We start from the raw sequence: 24956 nt of genomic DNA on the forward strand, positions 1-24956 counted from the left end.
CTACGTGTCCTATAGTTCCTATATTTACGTGCGGTTTATTTCTTTCAAATTTTGATTTTGCCATTTTTTAATTCCTCCCTTTATTTATATATAATTTCATAAGTAAACTTACCCTGGTGTGTTGTGATTCATATACTAATTTGGAGCCCATGACCGGGATTGAACCGGTGACCTCCACCTTACCAAGGTGACGCTCTGCCGACTGAGCTACATGGGCAATTAATTCATAATTGTGGAAAATTTTTATGTATAATAACTTAAAATTATGAACGTATACCGATTATTAATTTTAATACATGTTATATGTTTTGTCAACACATAATCATCTTAAATTTAAGCATTTTTCAAGCTTTCTTTTTACTCTTTGTAAAGCATTATCTATAGATTTTGCATGTCTATCTAAATCACACGCAATTTCCTGATAAGATTTTCCATCGATATAAGACATAAGCACTTCCATCTCTAAATTAGATAAAACCTCACCAATCTCGTTTTGTATGTAACCCATTTCTTCCCTGCTTATTATTAATTCCTCAGGATCTGTCACTTTAGATTCTGATAAAACATCCATTAATGTTCTATCAGATTCTTCGTCATATATAGGCTTATTTAATGAAATATATGTATTAAGCGGAATATGTTTTTGTCTTGTGGCTGTCTTTATAGCGGTTATTATTTGTCTAGTCACACAAAGTTCAGCAAAAGCTTTAAATGAAGATAATTTATCAGGTTTAAAATCCCTTATTGCCTTATATAAACCAATCATTCCTTCTTGATAAATATCTTCTTTATCTGCACCAATTAAAAAGTAAGACTTTGCTTTCGACTTAACAAAATTTTCATACTTGTTTATCAAATGCTCTTGCGCTCTTACATTTCCTCTTTTAGCTTCTATAACAATTTCTTCATCAAGCATTTCATTAAAGGAAACATTAATGGTTTTAATATTTTCCTCATTAACCCCTTTTCCCACAATATCCCCCCCTATAAACTATACTACAAATTAAATTATAGCCTACTAAAGCTTTTAAAGTCAAGGCATTTCAATGCCCTTTGAGAATTTTTCGAAGCTTTTCTAATATATCTTCGTCTATTCGATCCTCTATGGTATTTTTACCATTGATTCCATTAGTTTCTATTTTTAAACTTATTTTCTTTTCTATTTGTTTTATCTCATGATAAAACTCTAAGGACGACATTCTTATTGCTCCTCTTTGGAAAACCACTTGTTGCTCAATTGAATCAGAAGTCACAACACACACTTCCCATTTTCTTCCTATGTTATTTACTTTCTTTTCTATGTAAACATCTGCTGTTTCTCCCTCTTTTGTAAATATTACTATGAGGTAATCACCATATCTTTCTTTTTTCCCAATGTTTCCAGCTACCATGTGAGCATCAAAGACTAGAAATATTTTGTAACCTTTAAATGTGGCATAGTTTTGAAGCATCTCAATAAGCTTGTGCCTTGCCCCTTCTAAGCTGTAATCTTTTATTATTTTTAATTCCGGCCAGCTATTTATAATATTATAACCATCCACAAATACGTTTCTCAACTTTATCCTCTTTTTAGTCTCTGTTTTAATATTTCATACATAAGAATTCCACCTGCTACAGATGCATTTAAAGATGTTATTTTGCCGATCATAGGTATCTTAACTAAAACATCACACTTTTCTTTCGTTAACTTAGATATACCCTTCCCTTCACTTCCTATAACCAAAGCTGCTGATCCTGAAAAATCCGCATCATAACAGTAGGTTTGTGTTTCCATGTGAGCTCCGTATATCCATATTCCTTCTTTTTTTAAATAATCTATAGTGGTATTTATGTTAGATACTTTTGCAATTTTCATATACTCAAGAGCTCCAGCTGAAGATTTATATACTACAGGTGTAACCCCAACATTTCTCCTTTTAGGTATAATAATTCCATGAACCCCGCAAATCTCTGCCGTTCTAATTATTGCTCCAAAGTTATGAGGATCTTCTATTTCGTCTAATATTACTATAAATGGAGATTCTCCCTTAGACTTTGCCTGCTGTAATATCTCCTCTACTTCCACATATCTATAAGGGGTAACATAAGCAATTACTCCCTGGTGATTCCCATTTTCTGAAATTTGATCTAATTTTTTTCTGTCTACTTCTTTTACTACTATTCTTTTTTCTTTAGCTAAAGCCAGCAATACAGTTATAGAACCCTTGGTATCACCTTTAGCAATTAAAATGCTTTCAATTGTTCTATCAGATTTTAAAGCTTCTATTACTGCGTTTCTTCCTATGATTAAATCTTCTCTCATATCAATACCCCTTTATAATTATTTTGATAAGTACTTATCTCTAATCTGTATCATTTCTCCACAGCTCATCTTTCCTTCAGGACAAGGTGCGTTTACACAGGAAGGCCCACTATATTTAAAAAGAATAGGCGCAACCTTTTTTACTTCTAAAAGCATAGAATAAGCTAAATCCCTTATTTCCCATTGAGCTCTGTTACAACATCTATGTTTGAAAAAATTCATTAAACTTCTTGCATTCATAGTAAATACTATTTTAGTTTCACATGCATTAGGAAATACATATCTTGCATCTTCTATAGCTTTTTTTTCTGCATTTGTCTTACTTGCACCTTCTTTAAGGTATTTTTTTTCTAAAATATCTACTAATTCATTATAAGAATTTTGACAGTTCTCCATGGATTTGATAAAAATCTTTTTTCCTTCTTCATCTTTTTCTATCTGTGGCGGAATTACATACTCAAATTGCTTTAGCTTCACATATCTTTGGCTTTGTTGAGAGTAAGAGGCTATTCTATGTCTTACTAGTTGATGTGTTAAGCTTCTAGACACTCCTTCTGCAGCAAATGTAAAGGACACATGCTCTATAGGAGATTCATGCCCATAAGACATTAACATATCTAGAAACTTAAATATTTTATCCTCTTCTAAGTTCTCCTGTATTTCTTCTACTCCTACAGCGCTATAGCATAACTTAGCTGCTGATGCTATAAGCTTTTCTGGATTTGGAGTGTACTCTAATAATTTAACTTTGACCCCCATATTTTTTACCTCCCAATACTACTTTATATCTTGTTTATCATGTAGCTCTAAAATTATATTAAATATTTCTCTTAATCTTTCATCTTCTTTTGTAATATACAAGAACCCTATAACCGCTTCGAAGCCTGTGGCCATTCTATAATCTTGTACTGTTGAATTTTTAGGAATCCTTCCTTTGGCATTTCTTCCTCTTTTGTATATTGCCATTTCATCTTCATTAAAGTATTGTTGTATATTTTTAATAAGTTCACTTTGAGAATTTGCTTTTACAAAATCTACTGCTCTTTTATGAAGTTTATTAACACACATATCTTTATTTAAGTCTACAAGATATATTCTAATTAAAACTTCATACACTGCATCTCCTACAAAAGCTAGAACTAGAGGACTTAGCGCTCTAGCTTCTTCTTTTGTAAATCTTTTGTTTATAATATCAAATTTCATTATTTCTCTCCAATTAGTTAATCTTTTTCCACCTTACACCTTGTGGAGTATCTTCTAAGATAATTCCCATATCCTTCAATTCGTCTCTTATCTGGTCTGATAATGCCCAATTCTTTTCTTTTCTTGCTTGTTGTCTCTTATTTACTAATTCTTCTATTTCATTTTCGAGGCTTATCTTAGTGGATTTTTGCCCTATTCCTAAAGGAGCTCCTAATTCTCTTATTAGGTTAAGAGCAAGCTTAATTATTTCCTTAGATGAGTTTCTATTGATATTAGTGTTTACTTCTCTAACCATATCAAATATTACAGAAATTCCATCTGCAGTATTAAAGTCATCATCCATTTTCTCAATATATTTCTCTTTATAGCCCTCTATTATTTTACTATATTCTTTTTCTTCAGAATCCATCTGTTCTTTTTCTACTTCATCCAATAAATTTTCTAAATTTCCTAAAGCATTATATACTCTATCTAACCCTGCTTTAGCGGATTCCAATAGCTCCTCACTAAAATTTAACTGGGTTCTATAATGACCAGAAAGCATAAATAATCTTATTACTTCAGCATCATACTTTTGTAAAACCTCTCTTGCAGTAAAAAAATTATTAAGTGACTTTGACATTTTTTCATTGTCTACATTTAAAAATGCCGAATGCATCCAATATTTTGCAAAAGGTTTTCCTGTTCTTCCTTCACTTTGAGCTATTTCATTCTCATGGTGCGGAAATATAAGATCAAATCCACCAGCATGAATATCTATAGTTTCCCCTAAAAGTTTATGAGCCATACAAGAACATTCAATATGCCATCCTGGTCTACCTTTTCCCCATGGACTGTCCCACGCCGGCTCACCAGGTTTTTGCTTTTTCCATATAGCAAAATCTGTTGAATCCTTCTTTCTCTCATCTATATCAATTCTTGCTCCTGCCTGTAAATCTTCTAGGTTTTGTCCCGATAACTTACCATATTCATTGAACTTTTTAGTTTCAAAATACACATCTCCATTTATTTCATAGGCATATCCCTTTTTTATTAATTCTTGAACAAATTCTATGATATCTTCTATAAACTCCGTAGCACGTGGATTAATAGTTGCTCTTTTTATGTTTAGTCCGTCTGCATCTTTATAATACTCTTCTATAAATCTATCACCTAATTCTTTTACAGTTATGCCATCTTCATTAGCTCTTTTTATCATTTTATCATCTATATCTGTAAAATTTTGAACAAAATTAACTTTATACCCTCTATATTCTAAATATTTTCTTATAGTATCAAATACAATAAACGTTCTTCCATTTCCAATATGGAAAAAATTATATACAGTAGGTCCACACACATACATGTTTACCTCTTTACCATTTATAGGAATAAACTCTTCCTTTTTTCTAGTTAAAGTGTTATATAATTTCATAAAATCCCTCCTAACTAACCTACTATTTCTAAATTATATCCTTTTTTTCTTAAAGTATCTATAACATTTTCTGCGTGTTCTCTTGTTTCTACTTCTATTTCAAATAAAACATTAGCATAATCTAGTCCTTTATCGTTCCAATTGGTATCTTGTCTTATTTTAACCACATTAGCTCCCATGGAAACTACACTATTTACTAATCTGCCTAATTGTCCTACTCTATCTTGTATCTCAACTATAAACCTGATTCTTCTTTTTAATATTATCAGCTGTCTATCTATTATCTTTGATACTACAGCAATATCAATATTACCTCCGCTAATTAAGCAAGCAATATTCTTTCCTTTGATGCTTATTTTGTCACTTAGTATTGCACTTATAGCTACTGCTCCAGCACCCTCTACTACTAACTTAGAGCGTTCTAACAAGCAGAATATTCCATAGGCTATCTCATCTTCTGAAACTGTTACTATATCATCAACATAATTTTTCATATAATCAAAGGTTATATCTCCAGGAGTTTTTACAGAAATGCCATCTGCCAAAGATTTTACCCCTGGCAAAGTAACAATTTTCCCCTCTTGCAAAGATACCTTAGATGAGGCAATAATTGAAGACTGAACTCCTATTATTTTAATGCTTGGTTTAATAGATTTCGCTGCCAAAGCAACTCCTGATATTAAACCGCCACCGCCTATAGGTACTATTATTGCATCTGTTTCACTTAAATCTTCTAAGATTTCCAGACCTATAGTGCCTTGACCTGCTATTATATCTTCATCATTAAATGGATGGATAAATGTTGCCCCTAGTTCTCTTTGAATTTCTAATGCTTTTGAATAGCATTCATCATATACTTCTCCATACTGAATAATCTTAGCTCCGTATGATTTAGTTGCTTGAACCTTGGCTTGCGGTGCAGTTTCAGGCATTACTATAGTGGATTTAATGCCCAAAGCTGTAGCCGCATAAGCTACTCCTTGGGCATGGTTTCCTGCAGAGGACGCAATGACTCCTCTCACTTTTTCTTCTTGTGACAAATTTGAAATTTTATTATAAGCACCTCTAAGTTTAAAAGCTCCTGTTTTTTGCTTGTTTTCACATTTTAAATAAATATTATACCCACTTTCCTTTGAAAAGGTATTTGAGTAAAAAAGAGGTGTTTTTCTTACAACTTCTCTTATATTTTCTTGTGCCTGCTTTATGCTATTTAAATCAAGTTTCATTTTATTATCCCCCAAATTATATTATAATTTTAATTGGTTATTTAAAAATTCTTCCCTAACCCTTTCAAATATTTGTTCTATACTTAAAACTTCTAAATCTGATGAATTTCTCAATTTAAACTCTACATTCCCCTCTTTAATTTTCTTACCTACAGTAATTCTCATTGGAATTCCAATTAAATCAGCATCCTTAAATTTTACTCCTGCTCTTTCATCTCTATCATCTAAAACTACTTCTACACCCATTTCAGCAAGCTTATTATATATATCTTCCGCAGCTTTAACCTGATCTTCATCCTTCATAACAGCTGGAATAACTATAACTTGGTAAGGTGCTATAGATAAAGGCCATACTATGCCATTCTCATCATGATTTTGTTCAATAACTGTAGCCATGGTTCTATTAACCCCTATGCCATAGCAACCCATTATTAATGGTTTAGCTTCTCCATTTTCATCTATGAAATTTGCTCCCATAGCTTCAGAGTATTTTGTTCCAAGCTTAAAAATATGACCTACTTCTATACCTCTATCTACTGTTATAAGATCACCACATTTAGGACACTTATCTCCCTTTACTGCTTTTCTAAAATCTCCTACTATTCCTTTAAAATCTATGTCATAATTAACATTTACGTAGTGGTATCCTGTCTCATTAGCACCTACTATGAAGTTATACATGTTAGAAACTTCTTCATCTATTAATATTATATCTGCTTTTATTCCTATTGGACCTGCAAAACCTACTTCAGCATTTGTTACTTTTTTTACAGTTTCACTATCTGCCATCTCAAAATCTACAGCTCCACCTATGGCATTTATTACCTTTACTTCATTTACTTCTCTATCTCCTCTTACTATAACAGCCACTATCTTTTTATCAGCTATATATATTAATGTTTTACCAAACTTTGTGGCAGTAGTATTAAAAAACTTAGTTAAATCATCTATAGTTTTTACTTCTGGAGTAGAAATCTTTTCTATTGTATTGAAATCTTCCTTTTCCATAACTTCTGCTGTGGATGGCGCCTTCTCTATGTTCGCAGCATATTGACAGCTAGTGCAAAATGCTATTTCATCTTCACCAACTTCAGATTGAACCATAAATTCTGCGGAACCCGAGCCTCCCATTGCACCTGAGTCAGCTTCAACACACTTACAAATCAGCCCACATCTTTTAAATACATTATGATAGGCTTCGTACATTTTGCTATAACTTACATCTAAACCTTCATTATCTTTATCAAAGCTATAAGCATCTTTCATTATAAACTCTCTTGATCTCATAACTCCAAATCTTGGTCTTCTTTCATCTCTATATTTTGTTTGAATTTGATAAAGATTTAATGGCAGTTGCTTGTATGACTTAATTTCATTTCTAGCTATATCTGTAAAAACTTCTTCATGTGTTGGTCCTAGACAAAATTCTCTTTCATTTCTATCTTTAAGCCTAAACATTTCTGGTCCAAATACATCCCATCTACCTGATTCTTTCCATAATTCCGAAGGTAATACTGCTGAGGCTAAAAACTCTTGAGCTCCTGCTTTATTCATTTCCTCTCTAACTATGTCTTCTATTTTCTTTATGACCCTTAATCCCAGTGGCATAAAGTTATAAATACCTGAAGCCATTTTTCTCATCATTCCTGCTCTAAGCATAAGTTGATGACTTACTATTTCTGCCTCTGCTGGTGTTTCTCTTAATGTTCCTATAAGCATTTTTGATAATTTCATAAATATTCCTCCCTATATTGTATAATTCAAAAAAACAAAAAACTCGCCCTATTTTAGGGCGAGATGTATCGCGGTACCACCTAATTTTTTTCTTAATTTCATAACGGTTACTTCCGGTAGGGTTTTCCTACAGCTCCGAAGTGGGTTCGAAATATCTAAAAGTCTTTCACCCAAGGACTTTTTCTCTGTAGGTTATTTCTACTATTCTTCTTCATAGCTTTATATTAATTTATAAGACTAATTATATTTATAAAAATTAAACTGTCAAGTCTATTTTTTCATATCTTTTACTAGTTTTTCACTAATTATCAAGTCTTCAGGAGTTGTAATTTTAATATTATTATATTTCCCTGGATATATATATACCTTATATCCAAAGTATTCTACCACTGAGGTATCGTCTGTAACCTTAGCCTTTTCACTTAGTATATCTAAATGGCATTTTAAAATTAAATCATATTTAAAGCATTGAGGAGTTTGAATACTAATTAATGTGTCTCTTTCCAAGTTTTGTAGTGAAAATCCTTCTTTATCTATTACTTTAATAGTGTCTTTAGGAGGCACACCACAAGCCGCAGCACCATACAAACTAGCATATTTAATTCCTTCTGATATTATATTTGATGATACAAAAGGTCTTGCTCCATCGTGAATTAACACTATATTTGCTTTCTCTACTTCTTTTAATCCATTTAGTACGGATTGCTGTCTCTCACTTCCGCCTTTAATCACCTTTTTAACTTTTGTTATACCATATTTATTAATTATCTCCCTTTTGCAATAATCAATTTCTTCTTCTGACGCCACTAAAATAATCTTATGAATTTCTTTATGTTCTTCAAAGGCTTTTAAGGTATAGTATAAGATGGGTTTACCTTCTATAGTCAAAAATTGTTTATTTATATCCTTTCCCATCCTTCTTCCTTTACCTGCAGCTAAAATTAAAGCACAATTCTCATTCATATTTTTCTCCTTAAGATTAATCTACGCTATCCTTTTGTTTAGCAAATATCATTCTACCCGCAGCAGTTTGTAGTACTGATGTGACAATTACATCTACAGTTTCTCCTATAAACTTTCTACCGCCCTCTACTACAATCATAGTTCCATCATCTAAATAAGCTACTCCTTGACCAGATTCTTTTCCATCTTTCATTATTTGTATTCTCATTTCTTCTCCTGGAAGTACTACTGGTTTAACGGCATTTGCCAATTCATTTATATTCAATACTGGAACTCCTTGAAATTCTGCAACTTTATTTAAGTTGTAGTCATTAGTTATAACTTTACCATTTAACACTTGAGCTAATTTTAATAACTTACTATCTACTTCTGCAATATCTGGAAAATCCTTTTCATATATCTGCACTTCAATATTTAATTCTTTTTGAATTTTATTTAATATATCCAATCCTCTTCTTCCACGATTTCTTTTTAATCCGTCCGAGGAATCTGCTATATGTCTTAATTCTTCTAATACAAAGTTAGGAATTACAAGTACTCCCTCAACAAATCCTGTTTGACATATATCAAATATTCTTCCATCGATAATAACTGAAGTATCTAAAATCTTTGGATCACCCTTATGACCTTTAGCTTTTTTATCTTTGCCAGTAGCTCCTGGTTTTTTTAAATTTGTAAATAAAGCTAAAATATCCTCTCTTTTTTTAAGGGCTATATTAGCACCTAAAGCAGCCATAAGTAATGCCACTACTACCGCTAATCCTACTCCTACTATAGGAACCTTAGATAATAAATTTACAAACAAAGCGGATATACCTAATCCCAATATGGCCCCAAAGGCCCCTAATAAAATTTCGTAAGTTGGTATTTTTTGAATGCTTTTTTCTACATAGTCCATTATTTTCATTATGATAATAATGATCCAAGGAGATATTAAAAATAATATGAGTCCAAATAAAATACTGGATAATATTATAAATGAAAAACTTTTAATAGGGCTATTTTGAAAATATTGAACCTGAGGAATTAAACCAGTGTTTAATATTTCTGCACTTATTATAAACCCTAAAGTAGCCCCTATAATCGTAAATAGTCCTCTCAATACCTTTTTTAACATCTCAACTCACCTCCTATTTTAATTATTTACACTTTTTCAATACTTAAATCTATTATTTTTAATATATATGAATAAATAGTAATTTTCAACAAACCTTACGATAATTAATTAAATGTTCATCAATATATGGCTGTATCCCCCTATTCTAAAATTCATTTATCGAGTAATATATATATGAGATACATACCTTATTATGTTAGCAATAACTTCAATTTACTCAGTGACCATTATTTTTGTAAGGAGTTGAGTCTATGAAAGATATAATATTTGATAATTTTCAAAATGCTGTTGACGAGTCATTGTTGCGCCATAAAAGCATTTTAGATATTATGACAAAGCTACAAGAGTCTAATAGCAGAATTAATAGGGCAGTTGCTAAGGCAGTTACAAATTGCGGTTGCATTCAAATAGATGCCCAGAAGCAAAAGCTCCCTAATGGTGGCGACAATATTGATATTCATGAGTTATCAAATATGTTAAGTCCACATGTAAAAGAAAATTTATGCGACAATTGTAGAGAAGTCATTGAAAGAGAAATAGGAAACCACATATTTTATATAACTTCTCTTTGTAATACATTGGATTTAAATTTATATGACGTTTTAATAAAAGAATATGATAGAATAAATACCTTGGGAAAATACTCCTTTAGATAATTCTTTATAAATAGAACAAGTAAATGTAGTATACTTGTTCTATTTATATATTTTAGGTCTATCTATCATTACTTGTTCTCTTAGCCTTTTTAGCCCATTTTTAATAGCTTTAGCTCTAGCCTCTCCAATTCCCTCCACATTATCTAATTCCTCATAATTAGCTTCTATAATTCCTTTAAATTCTCTGAAATGTTTTACCAAATTGTCTATAATACTGCTAGGTATTCTTGGTACTTTATTTAGCATTCTATATCCTCTCGGAGATATTAAAGTATCTACTAATGGTACTCCAGCGTATCCCAATGTCTTCGAAATACTATCTAGTTTAAGCAAGTCTTCTGAAGATAAGGTTTGTATTTGCTTATATACTTCCATATAATCATAATAAGTCTCACAATAATCCCTTATTAACCATATCTCATCTTGCTCTACGTACTTTACCAATTCATTCAACTGCATAGTAATTAATCTACCTTCATTACCAAGCTCATAAATATATCTTTCAATCTCTCCGACAATTCTCATAACCATTTCTGTTCTCTGTATGGCAGTCATTACGTCAAATAAAGTAACTATGTCTTGAAATTCTAAAGCATTTAAACTATTTATCACTCTATCTAATACTGCAACGTATTTTTCTAAAGTCTGTAATGCTTGGTTTGCTCTCCCTAAAATGATACTACTATCTCTAAGTATGTATTTAACATTTCCCTTATATAAGGATATGATATTTCTTCTTTGAGATATTGCTATAACAACTGCCCCTGTTTGCTTTGCTATTCTATCCGCTGTTCTATGTCTTGTTCCTGTTTCAACAGTTGGTATCCCATGATCAGGTATTAATTGTGCATTTGCACGTATTATTCTCTTTAAATCACTGCTTATTACTATTGCCCCATCCATTTTAGCTAGTTCATAAACATAGGAAGGACTGTATTCTGAGTCTATTATAAATCCCCCATCTACTAAGCCTAAAATTTGATCGCTATCGCTTAATACAATAAGTCCACCAGTCTTAGCCCTTAGTATATTTTCCAATCCTTCTCTCAAAGTGGTACCTGGGGCCATTATTTTTAAAACATCCATTAGTTCCTTATCTTTCTCTAATCTCAACTTCTATCACCTATACTTAAAATACTTTATTTAAAACCTCTTTTAATGTTGATACTCCTATAATACTTCCTTGATTTAATTGTATTTTTTCTTTATTTCTATAAGGTATTATAAAATTTTTAAAACCCATCTTTTTTCCTTCGTTAACTATCTTGTCACAAAAACTAACAGGTCTTACTTCTCCTGTTAATCCAATTTCACCTACTACAAGTAATTTTTCTAATTTAGCTTCACAGCTTTTAATACTAGATATCAAAGCTAATGCTATACCGAGATCTCCAAAGGTTCCATCTATATTAAGTCCTCCAACTACATTTATGTACACATCATACTTGTAAAATGGTAGTCTTAATTTTTTTTCAAGAACAGCTAAAATTAAACTTAATCTAGCATTATCTATTCCAACAGAAGTTCTTCTTGGCATAGCAGCCTTTGTTTCTGTTACTAAAGCCTGAACCTCAACTAAAATGGGCCTACTTCCTTCTATAACTCCAATTACTATTGATCCTTCTTTGCTAAACTCTGTATCTTCAAGAAACACTGCTGATGGGTTAGAAACCTCCTCCAACCCCTTTTCTCTCATTTCAAAAACTCCTATTTCACTAGTAGTTCCAAAACGGTTCTTTATTGTTCTTAATATTCTAAACTCTTCTGTTCTCTCTCCTTCAAAATGTAATACAGTATCCACCATATGTTCTAGGACTTTAGGTCCTGCCAGAGAACCTTGCTTTGTCACGTGAGCTACAATGAAGAAAGGAATTCCTTGCCCTTTCCCAAGGCGCATTATGCTATTAGATCCTTCTCTTACTTGGGATACACTTCCTGGGGCAGAGGAAATCGTTGGATTATAAAGAGTCTGAATAGAATCGATTATTACAAATGTGGGTTTAAACTTATTTATATGAAATTCTATATTTTCAGTATTTGTTTCAGAAAGTATGTACAGTTCCTTTGATAAAGTGCCTAATCGTTCACCTCTTATCTTTATCTGTTCTTCCGATTCCTCCCCAGAAATATATAAAACCTTTCCATATTTATTAGCTATACTGTTGGCTACTTGTAAAAGCAATGTAGATTTACCTATGCCAGGATCCCCTGAAATCAGTATCAATGAACCTTTTACAATTCCTCCTCCTAAAACTCTATTAAGCTCCTTTATATCTGTATCTAATCTTTCATAATTTAATGACTTTATTTCTAGAATGCTTTGTGGCTCACTGCTTCCTTTTATGCTTGCCATAGAAGTACTACTAGATACCTTTGAATCTCTTACTTCTTCCACCATACTATTCCAGCTTTCGCATTCAGGACATTTTCCAGACCATTTTAAAGCCTCATATCCACATTCTTGACAAACAAAATAGTTTTTAATCCTTGCCACTAAATCAACTCCTAAAATCTTTTATTTATTTAACAAAGCTGCCGCTTCCTCATCCAATATCACGGTGCAGTCATTATGTACTTGTAGTATTGATGCTGGAAAATCAGTGGTTATTTTCCCGCTAACTAATTTTTTTACTACTTCAGCTTTATTCTTGCCAGAAATAAGAAGTATTATTTTTTTTGCCTTCATTATACTTCCAATTCCCATAGTAAGTGCTTCAGTGGGCATTTTTTCTTTATTAGTAAAAAATATTGAATTAGAATTTAGAGTTTCTTCCGTTAAAGTCTCTAAGTGGGTATTAAGGTACAACTCCTGATTCGGCTCATTAAATCCTATATGTCCATTCATACCTATTCCTAAAACTTGAAGATCAATACCACCCTTTTCTCCTATTAGTTTTTCATAGTTCTCACATTCTCTTTCTACGTCTTCTGCTATACCATTAGGTATAAAAGTATTATTTTTATCGATATTTATATGATTAAATAAATTATCATTCATAAAATATTTATAACTTTGTTCATCCTCTTCATTTAACCCTCTGTATTCATCTAAGTTAAAGGTAGTTACACTAGAAAAATTTATTTCTCCTAAGTTATATAGTTTAATCAATTCCTTATATAAACCTAAAGGTGTACTCCCTGTTGCAAGTCCTAGTGTACAATTAGGATTATCTTCTACTATATTTTTAACTTCCAATGCAGCAAATTTACTTAGCTCGACGTAATCCTTCTTTATTACTATTTTCATGATTTAACCCTCCATTTTAACCATTAATAAACTCAATATATATTTCTACATAATATGGATATTATTACTATAACAGAGATATGTAAAAAAGGGTAGATACTTTTTTACCTACCCTGTAAAGTTATTACTTCTTATTAAAAGCTAGTTTACCATCTTCAACTGTCACTATTACATCTTCTCCTTTATTAATGCTACCTCTCAATATTTCTTCTGATAATATGTCTTCTACAGTCTTAGTAATAGCTCTTCTAAGTGGCCTAGCACCAAACACGGGATCAAATCCTTCCTTGGCTAAAAGCTTTTCTGCATCATCGTTAAAGTCAATACTTATATTTTGTTCCTTTAATCTCTCTCTTACTGCTCCTAACATCAAACCTACAATTTGTTGCAAGTGCTTTTCCGCCAGTTGATGGAACACTATTATATCATCTATTCTATTTAAAAATTCAGGTCTAAAAGCACGTTTTAATTCTTCCATAATATTTTCTTTCATTTTATCATATTCATTTTCACTTTCATTAAGCGACGTTACAAATCCCATTGTTCTCTGTCTTCTAATTGTAGATGCTCCAACATTAGATGTCATTATTACAATAGTATTTTTAAAATTAACAGTTTTTCCTTTTCCATCAGTTAATCTGCCGTCCTCTAATATTTGTAATAATATATTAAACACATCTGGATGAGCCTTTTCTATTTCATCAAATAGTATCACAGAATAAGGATTTCTTCTAACCTTTTCTGTCAATTGCCCTCCTTCATCATATCCTACATACCCTGGTGGAGATCCTATTAACCTTGAAACAGTGTGTTTTTCCATGTACTCTGACATATCTATTCTTATAATGCTAGCCTCATCCCCAAACATTGCTTCCGCCAGAGCCTTAGATAGCTCAGTCTTTCCAACACCAGTTGGTCCTAAGAATATAAATGAGCCTATAGGTCTATTTGGATCTTTAAGTCCTACTCTCGCTCGTCTAACTGCCTTAGCTACTGATTTCACTGCCTCTTCCTGACCAATGACTCTTTGATGTAAAATTTCTTCTAACTTAAGAAGTCTTTCTGATTCTTTTTCTGTGAGTTTTTCAACAGGTATATTAGTCCATCTAGACACTACTGCAGCTATTTGTTCTTCTGAAACCGTATAAGTTGCCACTTGTTTTTGTGTTTTCCAATCGGATTTAAGATTTTCTAATTTATCTTTTAATGCCTTTTCGTCATCTCTCAATTTAGCTGCTTTTTCAAAATTTTGAACTCTTATGGCATCTTCCTTTTCCTTAGTTACTTTTTCTAATTGTTCTTCTAACTCCTTCATATCTGGTGGTGCAATCATGTTCTCTATTCTTACTCTAGAAGCACCTTCATCTATTAAATCTATGGCCTTATCTGGTAAATATCTATCTGTTATATATCTATCAGATAAGTTAACAGCCGCATTTATTGCATCATCAGTTATTTTTACTCTATGATGAGCTTCATATTTATCTCTAAGACCTTTGAGTATTAACACTGCCTCTTCCTTTGTAGGCTCTCCAACTGAAATAGGCTGAAATCTTCTCTCTAACGCTGCATCTTTTTCAATATATTTTCTATACTCATCTATAGTTGTTGCACCAATACATTGTATTTCTCCTCTTGCTAAGGCTGGTTTCAAAATGTTTGATGCATCTATAGCTCCTTCTGCCGCTCCTGCTCCGATGATAGTATGAATTTCATCTATAAATAAAATTATATTTCCCGCTTTTCTTATTTCCTCCATTACCTTTTTTAATCGCTCTTCAAACTCTCCTCTATATTTTGCGCCGGCAATCATAGAAGATAAGTCCAGAGTGACTACTCTTTTATCTTTTAATATTTCAGGTATATTACCCTCAAATATTTTTTGAGCTAATCCTTCTGCAATAGCGGTCTTTCCTACTCCAGGGTCTCCTATTAAACAAGGATTATTCTTAGTTCTTCTACAAAGAATCTCTAATACCCTTTGGGTTTCTGTATCTCTTCCTATTACTGGATCTAATTTCCCTTCCCTAGCCATATCAGTCAAATCTCTTCCAAATTGATTCAGAGATGGGGTATCAGAAACATTAGCTTTAGTATTTACACCTACATCAACCTTTTGTTCTCCCGCCAAATTTTCTACTAAACTCTTTCTTAGTTTACCAAAATCTGCTCCCAAATTATTTAATATTGTGTAAGCCACACCTTCAGATTCCTTTATTAATGCTAGTAATATATGCTCTGGACTAATAAAATTATGGTTTAAATTTCTAGCTTCTAATAAGCTTAATTCTAAAAGTCTTTTTGTTCTCGGGGTTAACGGAACTTCATTTTTATATCCCTCAATATCCCCTTTGCCTTCATATTCTTCAATTAAATTTTTAACATCTTCTAAAGTAATATTAATGCTATTAAGCATATTTTTAGCTAATCCATCTTCCTTTAATATACCAAGTAATATATGTTCAGTTCCTACGTACCCATGTCTTAGTTCTTGAGCTTCACTTTGTGCATACATTAATACCTTTTGTGCTCTTTCTGTAAATCTTCCATATATCATAGAAATTCACCATCCTTTTTATACCCTATTTATTTAATCTTTCTCTTATTAATTCTGCCCTATACACTCCATTTTCCTTATGGAGAATCTTCTTATTAAATATTTTTTCCATCATAGAAGGTTGAGTATCTACAATTAGATTATTTAAAATATGTTTATCTATATCAGTTATTATACCTAATTCTACTCCAAAGCGTACGTTTGACAATAAACTTAAACATTCAGAAGAACTCATAATATAAGCAGATTTTAGCGTACCATACGCTCTAAATATTCTATCTTTTAGCTCATATTCATAAACACTTAATAATTTATCTCTAGCCATCTTCTCTTGAGTGATTATATGATTTACAACCCCTTTTAAATTATCCAATATTTCTTTCTCATTTAATCCTAGAGTTATTTGATTTGATATTTGATACATATTACCACTAGATTTAGAGCCTTCTCCATATAACCCTCTGATAGTCATTCCAACTTGAGTAAGAGCATTTAAAACACCATTCATCTCATTATTCATTGACAAAGCTGGCAAATGAATCATTACTGAAGCTCTAAGACCAGTTCCTATATTGGTAGGACAAGCTGTAATATATCCAAGTTGTTCACTATAAGCATAACTTAGTTTTTCTTCTAATAAATCATCAATTTTATTTGCTTCTTCATATGCTTCTTCTAGATTTAAACCCTCTACTATGCACTGTATTCTTAAATGATCTTCTTCATTTATCATTATACTTATCGTCTCTTCATTGTTTAATATAAATCCCGCTTTTTTATAATTTGAAATTAATTTATTGCTAACTAAATGCTTATCTAAATAAATGTAGTTATCTAAAATATCGTTTTTCCAAAGATAATACGTTCTATAATTTTCTTCTCTTTCAGAAGATGTATATATGGCATCTTCCACCACATTTATTAAATCTCTTCCCTCTTCTTCGTTTAATTTATGAGGAAAGTATAAATTTTTAATATTTCTAGCAAGTCTTATTCGGCTACTAATTACTATTTCTTTATTATCTCCAGATGAAACTAACCAGTTATTCACTTTTATACCTCCCCTTCATTTAATTTCTGAAGTTCTTTTATCATGTCTCTTAGTTCCGCTGCCTTTTCATATTGCTCATTTTCAATACATTCCCTTAACTCTTCTTTAAATATATCTATTTTCTTCTTTTGCAAAAGATGGCTACCAGCCCTCTTAGGTATTTTTCCAGTATGTTCTACATTGCTTTGTACTCTTTTAATAACTGGCATAAATATATTACTTAAATTTTCATAACACTCACTACATCCAACTAAGCCTTTCTTTCGAAAATCAGTATAGGTAGTACCACAATTACTACACTTAACTTCAATGGTATCCTCTTGCTTAACTGGTTGATTAATATAATCCATTATTCCACTTAATATATTTTGAAAGGCGAATGGAGAAGATAAATTCATATCCACAGGCAAATCAAAACCACTCATTTCTTTTGCACAATTTTCACATAAATTATGCTGACTTTTAGTTCCATTCACTACTTGAGTTAAATGAACGTTAGCATCATTTTTATTGCACCTTTCACATAACATAAAATCACCCCCTGGATTTAATTGAAATAATTCCCATAATAATTATATCATATATAATCTATTCTAATAAAAGCATGACTAGCATATTTTTCAATATATCTGCCCTTATTCTGTTTCTATGCTCCATGCAAGAACTAAGTGTTCTATCGTTTATACCTACCTTTATAAGATTCCCTTCTCTTTCTGTTATAATACTTCTTTTAACAAGATTATCTATTATTTGAGATGCACTATAAAAGGTAATGCTGTCTCCTATATTTTTACTAATTATATTTAAAAAATAATCATTTTTATTTATATCAATATACTTTATTACAATACATCCACCACCACCCCTTTTACTTTCTATATAATATCCCTTATCCGTAGTAAAACGTGTGGTCAATACATAATTAATTTGAGAAGGAGCACAACTAAAATAATTTGCCAATTCATTTCTTTGAATTTGCAATTCCCCTTCTCCTGTATTTTCTAACATATCTTTTATAAATTCTTCTATAATATCTGACAATCTAGCCATATTACACCTCATTGACTTTGACTTTCTTTGACTTTAATATAATATTAAAACTTTTCATACAAACACTCAATAACTGAATTTTGGGTTTTAATAATAATATATCCTATTTAAATCACATTTCTCTCTCTATCTTATTTTAACAAAGAATATCATTAATTATTATTAAATCTAAAAATACGATATACTAATTATTTAGAACTAGCATATCGTATTTATTAATATTAATTATACTCTGAAACTAATTCCTTAATGAAGGTAGCAAATCTCAGCAAATCATTTTTATTCTCAAAGGTTGCTTGAGCTTGGTTAACTCCTCCCCCACCTTTACCATTGTATTTGCTTAAAAATTCCTTGAGAACTTTACCACAATTTAAGTTTTCAAATAAATTATTTGAAAACAATAACTTATTTTCTTTTTCACTAATCAATATATTTACTTTTTTAGAATTCTCTAGTATCCTCCTATTAATTATTTGGATATCTTCAAAGGTTTTCTCATCAAAACTTACTTCTATCAATTCTTTTTCATTTTCCTTTATTATTTGTTGTGCAACATACAAATATAAGCTTTCTTTTAAATCTTTAATTTGTTTTGTTAACCCTTTTATTTCATTTATATCAGCCTTTGCTTTATTTACTATTTCATTTTCAATCATAGAGTAATGTCTAGTTAGAGACACCACTATATTGTGTTTGCTTTGAAAATCTTCTAAAGCTTTTTTCCCACATTTAAAATATATTCTTGTCATTCCCTTGTATTTTTCAGTTTTGATTATTTTTATTAACCCTATTTCTCCTGTATTTCTAACATGAGTCCCACAACATGCTATTTTATCTATATTTTCTATTTGAACAATTCTTATATCCTTATCTATCTTACACTCTTTCCTCAATGCTACTTTTTCAATTTCATCTTTTTGTATTATGTAATCTTCTATGGGAATATTTTCATAAACATATTTATTAGCTAAATTTTCAATTTCCAAAATCATCTCTTCTGTAAGATTAGATATGGTATTATCTATAGTTACATAGTCTTCTCCCATGTGAAATCCGTCATTATGAGTTTGAAATAAACTATATAATACTCCTGACAACAAGTGCTCCCCAGAATGTTGTTGCATGAAATTAAACCTTCTATCAAAGTTTAGTCTACATTTAACCCTTTTATTTTCTGGTTTTTTATTTACAACATGATAAATGATATTATTTTCTTCAAAAACATAATTTACTTCTATACCATCTATATACCCTATATCCGATGGCTGCCCTCCTCCTTCTGGATAGAATGCAGTTTTATCTAATACTATAAAAAAAGAATCCTCCTTTTCTATAACATCAGTGACTATACTTTCCCATTCCTTGAGATAAGGGTTTTCATAAAATAATTTATATGTCATTTTTTCACCTCATAAGTTTAAAGTTTGCAATCATCCTCAAAATGGGATATGTCTGCCCTTAATAATATATCCTTACTACTATCCCCTATTTTTATAATACTTAAGCTTGTAGGATAAATATATGTTTCATCCCAGAAATTTTCTAATCCAATTCCTTCTATGTTTAGTAAGATAGATTTTAAAGTAATAGTATGTGTTACTATTAATAAATTTTTTCCACTATGAGTATTTACTATATCATCTATAAAAGAAGATGTCCTAAATAAAACATCATTGAAAGTTTCCCCTTCTACAGGCATATACTTATTAGGTTCATTGAAAAAGTTATATAAATCTGATTCATATATAGATCCAATATCCTTTCTAAGCATTCCTTCCCATTTACCCATATTTATTTCTTTTAACCTGTCATCAAAAATTATAGGAATATTTTTATCTCCTTTAAGTATCTCCGCTGTATGTTTAGCTCGTCCTATTGGACTTGAATATATAATGTCAATATCTAGTTTTTGTAACTTATTGCCTAGCAACTGAGCTTGTGATAAACCTCTATCGTTAAGAGGAGAATCCTTCCACCCTTGCATTCTTCCTTCGCTATTCCAAAGAGTTTCTCCATGTCTAGTTAAATATATAGTTGTACTCAAAATTCTATTCCCTCCTCTGTTAATGCTAAAGCAACAGCTCCCATTACTCCTGCATCTACACCTAGCTTCGGTGGAACTATTTCACAAGATTCTGCCATAACTTTAAAACATCTCTTATTAACAACTTCTTTTACAGAATTAAATACAATATCTCCTGCCTTTGTTACTCCACCGCCTATAACAATCATTTCTGGATCAAAACTAGTCACTAAATTTGCTATACAAATTCCTAAATAATTTAAACTCTTTTTAATTATATCCTGTGCTATTTTGTCCCCATTTTTTCCTTCTTTAAATACTTCATAGGAAGTTATATTTTCATAATTGCTTAAAGAAGTTATTTCTCCCTTATCAACTGCTTCCCTTCCTTGTCTTCCAATAGCGGTCCCAGATGCTAAGGCTTCTGCACATCCATAATTACCACAATTGCATTTAGCGCCATTTGGTTCCACTGTCATATGACCTATTTCCAATGCATTATATGTGCTTCCTCTATATAGCTTGCCATTTAGAATTCCTCCTCCACCTATGCCCGTACTTACAGTAACATAAATCATATTGTTAGTACCTTTTCCCGCTCCAAATAGAAATTCTCCTATAGCCGCAACGTTAGCATCGTTATCAAGATATGTAGGCACACTATACTTCTTAAATATTGGATTTACTATATTAAAGTTCTTAAATGGTAAATTAGGTGTAGTAATAATAATTCCTTTTTTTGAGTCTAACGGTCCTGGCGATCCTATGCCTATAGCCATCACTTCTTCAATAGAGATATCCTTAATATCTAATACCTTGTTAATTGTAATCATAATTCTTTCTAATACTACTTCTTCTCCTTTAAAAGCATCTGTAGAAATTGTATATTGACTTACCACATCTCCTTTTAAATTTGATAATACAGTATTAATTTTAGTTCCTCCTAAATCAATGCCTACTATATAATTTTTAAACATTAATCTTCCCCCATAGTACGTTTTTATTATATTATATCATAGTATTAGGATAATCCTTATCTCTTTTAGTAGCCAATATGTAGTGACTATTATTTTCTATATTTTGTTTTTTTACTATATTAAAACCCTTTTCCTTTAACATGCTACATAAAATATCAAAGTCTTCTTTTTCTCCCCTTAAATTTATAGTTAAATTATCATTTTCATTAACTATTTCCATATAATCATATATACTGCTATAATCTGAAAGTTCTATAGAGCCGATAATATCTAATTTGTAATCTGACATAAACATTCCTCCTCTGGATTTATAATTATTTTTTGTTAAATGCAGTTAAATATACATATATAACTCTATATTTACTCAAGTTTAAAAAAGATTATTTCAATTTTTAGTAAATAAATGATACAATGTAGCTATATTGGTTAAATAACTATAATTAAGGAGGAATTTCATTATGAATTCATTAAAAGGTACTAAAACAGCAGAAAATTTAATGAAATCTTTTGCTGGAGAATCACAAGCGCGTACTAGATATACATACTATGCTTCTCAAGCGAAAAAAGAAGGATATGTTCAAATAAGCAACATTTTTCTAGAAACTGCTGAAAATGAAAAAGAGCATGCTAAAAGATTTTTTAAATTTTTAAATGAACAACTTGAAGGTCAAGAAATTAATATTGAAGCTTCTTTCCCTGTAGGATTAAGCAATACTGCAAAGAACCTTGAATATGCAGCTAATGGTGAAAACGAAGAATGGACAGACCTATATCCTGAATTTGCCAACATAGCAGATGAGGAAGGGTTCCCAGAAATAGCTAAGGCTTTCAGAAAAATAGCTGAAGTAGAATTAAGACATGAAAACAGATTTAGAAAATTGTTATCCAATATAGAAAATGATTCAGTATTTAAAAAAGAAGAAACTCAATTATGGAAATGTAATAACTGTGGATATATTCACGAAGGAACTTTTGCTCCTCAATTATGTCCTGCTTGTGTACATCCTCAATCTTATTTTGAAGTATTTGTTGAAACATATTAAAACTATGCCCTGTAAAAGTTACAGGGCATAGTTTTTTTATAATAATTCTTTTTTCTTCTCTTCAATTATCTTAGCCGTTTCAGTAGCAGGAACTTCATCATATCTTTCAAATCTCATTTTGAAGCTTCCCCTTGCTTGAGTCATAGACCTTAGGTCTGTGGCATACTTAAACATTTCAGCTTGAGGAACTTCTGCAATAATTTTTTGAAGTTTTCCAACCTGCTCCATGCCCAATACTTTTCCACGTTTTTTATTAATATCTCCTATAATATCTCCCATATACTCGTCTGGTACAAAAATTTCTACATTCATAATAGGTTCTAATATAACCGGCCCAGCTTCTTGAATTCCCTTTTTAAAGGCTAATGATGCCGCCATTTTAAAGGACATTTCTGATGAATCTACAGGATGATAAGAGCCATCATGTAATGTAGCTTTAAGCCTAATAACTGGATATCCTGCAAGTACTCCTTGCTGTATACATTCTCTTAGTCCCTTTTCTACAGCTGGAATGTACTGTCTTGGAACTACTCCTCCAACTACCTTATCTACAAACTCTAGTTCATCACTATCAAGTTTTGGCTCAAATTTAATTTTAACATCGCCATATTGTCCGTGTCCACCTGATTGCTTCTTATGTTTTCCTTGAACATCTGAAGTCTTCTTTATTGTTTCTCTATAAGGAATTTTAGGATTTTGTAGAGAAACTTCTACTCCAAATTTATTTTTTAATTTTGAAGTAATAACTTCTAAATGTGTTTCTCCAGTACCTGAAATTATATTTTCTGCATTTTCTGTATCTCTATGAACTGTAAAAGTTGGATCTTCTTCTAACAATCTAGTTAATCCTAATGATATTTTATCTTCATCATTTTTAGATTTTGGAATTACAGCCATGGATATGGCTGGCTCTGGAAATATAATATTTTCATAAAGCACTAGAAAACTATTATCACATAGTGTATCCCCTGTACTAGTATATTGCAATTTTGTAACTGCACCTATATCGCCAGCAATTATTTCATCGGCTTGGATCTGCTGTTTACCTTTCATAAAGTACAAAGCACCAAGTTTCTCTTGTTTTTCTTTGTTTGGATTATATACCGAAATGTCTGGTTTAGCTTTTCCAGTTAAAACTCTAAATATTGATAACTTTCCTATGAATGGATCCGCTATAGTTTTAAATACAAAAGCAGAGAAGGGTCCATTTTCTGAGATTTTTACATTTATATCCTTATTATTTTTTAAATCTTTAGCCTTTTTTTCTTCTATTTCTTCTGGAGACGGGAAACATTCAATTATATCATCTAATAGACTTTTTATGCCTCTTCCAGTTAGTGCAGAACCGCACATTACTGGTGATATATCTCCACTTGCACAACCTTTTATTAATCCACTATATATTTCTTCATCACTTAATGTTCCCTCACTAAAGTATTTTTCCAATAATACTTCATCTGTTTCTGCAACAGCTTCTATTATCATATTCTTACATTCTTCAACTTTATCTCTAAATTCTTCTGGTACTTCAGCGTCTTCTATATCATCTTTTATAGGATTATATACTCTTGCTCTATTAGAAATAACATTTATAACTCCCATGAATCCTACTTCTTCTCCTATTGGATATTGAATAGGCACCACAGATATACCAAATTTCTCTTTAAGAGCTGATAGAGTTTTTTCAAAGTTACTGTTATCTCTATCTAATTTATTTATATAAAAAGCTCTTGGTAATTTACATTCATTCACATATTCCCAAGCCTTTTCTGTTCCCACTTGAACTCCGGATGTACCTGGTAATACTATAAGAGCCACATCTATAGCTCTTAATCCTTCTATCATTTCTCCTACAAAGTCGAAATATCCCGGCATATCTACTAAGTTAATTTTTACATCATTCCATTCACATTGAGCAACAGATGTTGATAAAGAAATTCTTCTTTTCTTTTCTTCCATATCATAATCTAATATGCTTGTTTCATCATCTACTTTTCCAAATCTATCCGTAGATTTCGTACGATAAAGTATTGCATCTGCTAAGGTAGTCTTTCCTGATCCACTATGTCCAATTATACCTAAGTTCCTTAAGTTTTTGGTTTTATACTCTTTCATAAGCAATTCCCCCTAACATACTATAGTCATATTTTATATATTCTCTTTAGACTTTAAAAATCCTTTAAATTTTGATTAAATTTTCAAAATTATTAGACATTATAATTTTTACCTTTTATCCATATTTTATTCATTATTAACTATTTTATGAAAAAAACATAAAAAAAGACTAACTTTAAAAAGTTAGTCTTCATATAATTCTTACTTATTCAATAAAAATGGCTCCGCGAAAAGGATTCGAACCTTCAACCTATCGGTTAACAGCCGAGTGCTCCACC

At 31.1% G+C, this 24956-nt stretch carries 24 protein-coding genes, 1 tRNA gene and 1 other annotated feature; of the genes, 2 read left to right on the forward strand and 23 right to left on the reverse strand.

Features of this window, described 5'->3' with window-relative positions; translation table 11 throughout:
* Window positions 1-141: 141 nt before the first annotated feature.
* The 11 genes from ABDZ69_RS15425 to ABDZ69_RS15475 form a co-directional block, all read right to left on the reverse strand.
* Window positions 142-217: transfer RNA gene (locus ABDZ69_RS15425), tRNA-Thr, on the reverse strand.
* A gap of 105 nt (window positions 218-322) precedes the next feature.
* Entirely contained in the window at window positions 323-973 is a 651-nt protein-coding gene (gene sigH, locus ABDZ69_RS15430; RefSeq protein WP_343771046.1) for an RNA polymerase sporulation sigma factor SigH, read from the reverse strand.
* A 70-nt stretch (window positions 974-1043) separates the two neighbouring features.
* Window positions 1044-1556, reverse strand: a complete 513-nt coding sequence (locus ABDZ69_RS15435; protein ID WP_343771047.1) for an NYN domain-containing protein — start codon at window positions 1554-1556, stop codon at window positions 1044-1046.
* A gap of 2 nt (window positions 1557-1558) precedes the next feature.
* On the reverse strand, window positions 1559-2302 hold the full coding sequence (rlmB, locus tag ABDZ69_RS15440; protein WP_343771049.1) for a 23S rRNA (guanosine(2251)-2'-O)-methyltransferase RlmB: 744 nt from the start codon (window positions 2300-2302) through the stop codon (window positions 1559-1561).
* A gap of 18 nt (window positions 2303-2320) precedes the next feature.
* Entirely contained in the window at window positions 2321-3061 is a 741-nt protein-coding gene (thyX, locus tag ABDZ69_RS15445) for an FAD-dependent thymidylate synthase (protein ID WP_343771051.1), read from the reverse strand.
* 18 nt (window positions 3062-3079) lie between these two features.
* Window positions 3080-3505 carry a Mini-ribonuclease 3 gene (locus ABDZ69_RS15450; RefSeq protein ID WP_343771052.1) on the reverse strand — a complete coding sequence of 142 codons (426 nt, stop codon included), beginning with the start codon at window positions 3503-3505 and terminating at the stop codon, window positions 3080-3082.
* Between the two features lie 13 nt (window positions 3506-3518).
* On the reverse strand, window positions 3519-4919 hold the full coding sequence (gene cysS, locus ABDZ69_RS15455; RefSeq protein ID WP_343771054.1) for a cysteine--tRNA ligase: 1401 nt from the start codon (window positions 4917-4919) through the stop codon (window positions 3519-3521).
* 14 nt (window positions 4920-4933) lie between these two features.
* The gene (gene ilvA / locus ABDZ69_RS15460) at window positions 4934-6145 is read right to left on the reverse strand and encodes a threonine ammonia-lyase (protein ID WP_343771055.1); all 1212 of its coding nucleotides are present in this window, start codon (window positions 6143-6145) and stop codon (window positions 4934-4936) included.
* A 21-nt stretch (window positions 6146-6166) separates the two neighbouring features.
* A complete protein-coding gene (locus ABDZ69_RS15465) occupies window positions 6167-7879 on the reverse strand; it encodes a proline--tRNA ligase (protein ID WP_343771057.1) in 1713 nt (570 codons plus the stop codon).
* A gap of 51 nt (window positions 7880-7930) precedes the next feature.
* Window positions 7931-8103, reverse strand: a binding site (T-box leader).
* Between the two features lie 46 nt (window positions 8104-8149).
* Window positions 8150-8842 (reverse strand): 2-C-methyl-D-erythritol 4-phosphate cytidylyltransferase, encoded by a 693-nt coding sequence (ispD, locus tag ABDZ69_RS15470; RefSeq protein WP_343771058.1) that lies wholly within the window; start codon window positions 8840-8842, stop codon window positions 8150-8152.
* A 16-nt stretch (window positions 8843-8858) separates the two neighbouring features.
* Window positions 8859-9959 carry a PIN/TRAM domain-containing protein gene (locus ABDZ69_RS15475; RefSeq protein ID WP_343771060.1) on the reverse strand — a complete coding sequence of 367 codons (1101 nt, stop codon included), beginning with the start codon at window positions 9957-9959 and terminating at the stop codon, window positions 8859-8861.
* Between the two features lie 251 nt (window positions 9960-10210).
* Between ABDZ69_RS15475 and ABDZ69_RS15480 the strand changes: the two genes are divergently transcribed.
* The gene (locus ABDZ69_RS15480; protein ID WP_343771062.1) at window positions 10211-10615 is read left to right on the forward strand and encodes a DUF1573 domain-containing protein; all 405 of its coding nucleotides are present in this window, start codon (window positions 10211-10213) and stop codon (window positions 10613-10615) included.
* A gap of 39 nt (window positions 10616-10654) precedes the next feature.
* Here ABDZ69_RS15480 and disA read toward each other — a convergent pair whose 3' ends face one another.
* The 11 genes from disA to ABDZ69_RS15535 all read right to left on the reverse strand — a co-directional run bounded on the left by disA (window position 10655) and on the right by ABDZ69_RS15535 (window position 21809).
* A complete protein-coding gene (gene disA, locus ABDZ69_RS15485; protein ID WP_343771064.1) occupies window positions 10655-11728 on the reverse strand; it encodes a DNA integrity scanning diadenylate cyclase DisA in 1074 nt (357 codons plus the stop codon).
* A gap of 16 nt (window positions 11729-11744) precedes the next feature.
* Window positions 11745-13109, reverse strand: a complete 1365-nt coding sequence (gene radA / locus ABDZ69_RS15490; RefSeq protein ID WP_343771066.1) for a DNA repair protein RadA — start codon at window positions 13107-13109, stop codon at window positions 11745-11747.
* Between the two features lie 21 nt (window positions 13110-13130).
* Complete coding sequence (gene nagB / locus ABDZ69_RS15495; RefSeq protein ID WP_343771068.1) at window positions 13131-13862, reverse strand: glucosamine-6-phosphate deaminase; 732 nt, start codon at window positions 13860-13862, stop codon at window positions 13131-13133.
* A 124-nt stretch (window positions 13863-13986) separates the two neighbouring features.
* A complete protein-coding gene (locus ABDZ69_RS15500) occupies window positions 13987-16419 on the reverse strand; it encodes an ATP-dependent Clp protease ATP-binding subunit (protein WP_343771070.1) in 2433 nt (810 codons plus the stop codon).
* Between the two features lie 25 nt (window positions 16420-16444).
* Window positions 16445-17470: a protein arginine kinase gene (locus ABDZ69_RS15505; RefSeq protein ID WP_343771072.1), complete on the reverse strand. Its 1026-nt coding sequence runs from the start codon at window positions 17468-17470 to the stop codon at window positions 16445-16447.
* A 2-nt stretch (window positions 17471-17472) separates the two neighbouring features.
* Entirely contained in the window at window positions 17473-18000 is a 528-nt protein-coding gene (locus ABDZ69_RS15510) for a UvrB/UvrC motif-containing protein (protein ID WP_343771074.1), read from the reverse strand.
* Between the two features lie 58 nt (window positions 18001-18058).
* The gene (locus tag ABDZ69_RS15515; RefSeq protein WP_343771076.1) at window positions 18059-18520 is read right to left on the reverse strand and encodes a CtsR family transcriptional regulator; all 462 of its coding nucleotides are present in this window, start codon (window positions 18518-18520) and stop codon (window positions 18059-18061) included.
* Between the two features lie 221 nt (window positions 18521-18741).
* Entirely contained in the window at window positions 18742-19920 is a 1179-nt protein-coding gene (locus ABDZ69_RS15520; protein ID WP_343771078.1) for an alanyl-tRNA editing protein, read from the reverse strand.
* Window positions 19921-19937: 17 nt separating this feature from the next.
* Complete coding sequence (locus ABDZ69_RS15525; RefSeq protein WP_343771079.1) at window positions 19938-20564, reverse strand: histidine phosphatase family protein; 627 nt, start codon at window positions 20562-20564, stop codon at window positions 19938-19940.
* The gene (locus ABDZ69_RS15530; RefSeq protein WP_343771081.1) at window positions 20561-21520 is read right to left on the reverse strand and encodes an ROK family protein; all 960 of its coding nucleotides are present in this window, start codon (window positions 21518-21520) and stop codon (window positions 20561-20563) included. The genes ABDZ69_RS15525 and ABDZ69_RS15530 overlap by 4 nt, the downstream gene beginning before the upstream one ends.
* Before the next feature lie 31 nt (window positions 21521-21551).
* The gene (locus ABDZ69_RS15535) at window positions 21552-21809 is read right to left on the reverse strand and encodes a hypothetical protein (RefSeq protein ID WP_343771082.1); all 258 of its coding nucleotides are present in this window, start codon (window positions 21807-21809) and stop codon (window positions 21552-21554) included.
* A 169-nt stretch (window positions 21810-21978) separates the two neighbouring features.
* Between ABDZ69_RS15535 and rbr the strand changes: the two genes are divergently transcribed.
* Complete coding sequence (rbr, locus tag ABDZ69_RS15540; RefSeq protein WP_343771084.1) at window positions 21979-22563, forward strand: rubrerythrin; 585 nt, start codon at window positions 21979-21981, stop codon at window positions 22561-22563.
* Window positions 22564-22599: 36 nt separating this feature from the next.
* Here the strand turns inward: rbr and fusA are convergent, their stop codons facing one another.
* Window positions 22600-24678 carry an elongation factor G gene (gene fusA / locus ABDZ69_RS15545; RefSeq protein ID WP_343771086.1) on the reverse strand — a complete coding sequence of 693 codons (2079 nt, stop codon included), beginning with the start codon at window positions 24676-24678 and terminating at the stop codon, window positions 22600-22602.
* Window positions 24679-24956: the final 278 nt, after the last annotated feature.

It is taken from the genome of Clostridium malenominatum (assembly GCF_039521365.1).
In the GTDB taxonomy this organism is placed as follows: Bacteria; Bacillota; Clostridia; order Clostridiales; family Clostridiaceae; genus Clostridium_AW; species Clostridium_AW malenominatum.